1 protein-coding gene is annotated in these 1907 nt (G+C 58.6%); it reads right to left on the reverse strand.

Features of this window, described 5'->3' with window-relative positions:
- The coding region (locus PGR91_RS13480) for a hypothetical protein (RefSeq protein ID WP_118657304.1) at window positions 1-1907 on the reverse strand (1907 nt) is incomplete at both ends.

Below are 1907 nucleotides of genomic sequence, written 5' to 3' on the forward strand. Positions count from 1 at the left end.
TTAGCGAGCGCGGTTGTATCGTATAGCGTACCGTAACTGTTCGCCTTTGGTTTTCTAGGGTCCACAGCCCTTACGACTGCCCCCGGGAGTTCGTATACCTTCTCTCCGTTCAAATCGAGAAGACCTTTTTTCGTATTTTCGAGATAGCGGTTCATTGCGTTTTTTTCCGTTTCCGGTTCGAAAGGATTCTTTCTCAGGAAGGCAGGTCTCGGATAGGATTCTTCGATGGCAACCGCCTGCACGGGCTTTCCCCTCCTGGTCTTCGCCGTCACCATGAACAGGGTGGTGTCCCGGAAGTCGAGCCCGTCGATCAGGAAGTTTCCCCGTTCGTCTGCGACCGCGGTTCCGAACACGTTTTCTCTGTTAAGGGCTACGGCGGTCACCCTGGCCAGCGGCGCGTCCTTTCCCATCATTCCGGTCACGTGTCCTGCGATGAACTGCCCGTGCTCGCAAAACCGCTCGGGCCTGAACGCGGCGGTGTCGGCGATCTTCGCGAAGTCGAACCTTCTCCACCCGCGCGTACGCATGAGCAGATCCCTGTGATGCCTGGTCGCAGGGGATTCGTCGCGGAAGTAATACCCCGGATTGCGGACATATCCTCGTATGTCGGAAGTCATCAGCAGGTTCGCGCGAATGTCCTCTCCGAGCGAATCGGTCGCGACGGTTTTCCTGTCCGTCACGCTGACCGAGCAGTCTGCCCCCAGCGGCGTCGAGTCAGCCGCAGTCAGCCTGATCCGGATAACGACCTTCTGCCTGGGCTCGTAGCGCGGTTTGTCGGAGGCCGCCTCCCACCTTTCCCGGTCGTGCGGATGGGCCACGAACAGGATTCGCTCGCTGCGCGTCCTGAGCGAGCTGTCGATCAGCACGAGGTGGAGTATTCCCTCGGGTATCGAATCGGTCTTCCACCGTCCGGTCGGATTCATCGGGTTCAGGTTTTGTATTCCGATGCATTTTCCACGGACGTGCGCGACGACGGTCATGGGTTCGAACTCCTTGTCCGGATCGCGGTTTACCCGGTAACGGACTTCGTCCGGGGTCTGCACGGCCGCGAGCGCATACCCGTCGTCGTCGACTTCAGGGAGCTCTATGCGCAGCGTATCCCCCGTGCGCGCCGCCACGGTCGCAACGTAGCGTTCCCCTGTCCTCGGGATGATCAGAAACGATCCCATTCCGTCGTGCTCGCTGGCGAAGCGGGCGACGGTATCCCCGCCCTTAGTCGTTACGACGCCTTCGACCTCGGCCGTGCGTGCGTCCGATCGTTCGGCCCTGAAAGCGACGATCTGCGGCACGCCGGGCACGAGGTCTCCCCCTTCAGGCATAAACTTTACGGCCACGCGCACGGAGTCTTCGGGAAAGAAGAACTCTTTTTTGAAGAAGAGCTCGCCCTGGTCTATCGCGGTGCTTACGTACCCTCCTTGCCGTATGGAATCGGGCGGCAGGTCTACGAATACGGCTCCTGTTACGGTGGTTTTCTGCTGCGCTCCGGATATTCGTTTACCATTGCGGTCGAACACCTCGAACCGGACGTTTACGTCCGGATAGGGTTCGCTGTCCGGGCCGGTGAATCGCACGATGGCCTGGGGGGTTCCGTTTTTTGGATCGGTGTATGTTACCGCGGCGTCTACGCGTCCGGATAGGGAGTTTCCGATGCGGATGTTCCTTTGGAAGAAGAATGCGGGGTCGAAGTTCGTCATCCATCCGGTGTATGCCCGGAGCGTATAATCCCCTGCGGGGAATACGTGTGGAATCTCGAAGTTGTTGGCGAAACCGCACGAATCCCGCTTTATTTTCTTTGCGAGCACGGTTTTTCCTTTCCGGTCTACGATGTCTACGTATATGAAGTTGGACAGGGTGTCCGTCCTGTGCTCGGTCGCATCCACGAGGTATGCCTTGAACCAAATTTTGTC

The sequence above is a fragment of the Candidatus Alistipes pullistercoris genome (assembly GCF_027665465.1).
GTDB lineage: Bacteria > Bacteroidota > Bacteroidia > Bacteroidales > Rikenellaceae > Alistipes_A > Alistipes_A hominis.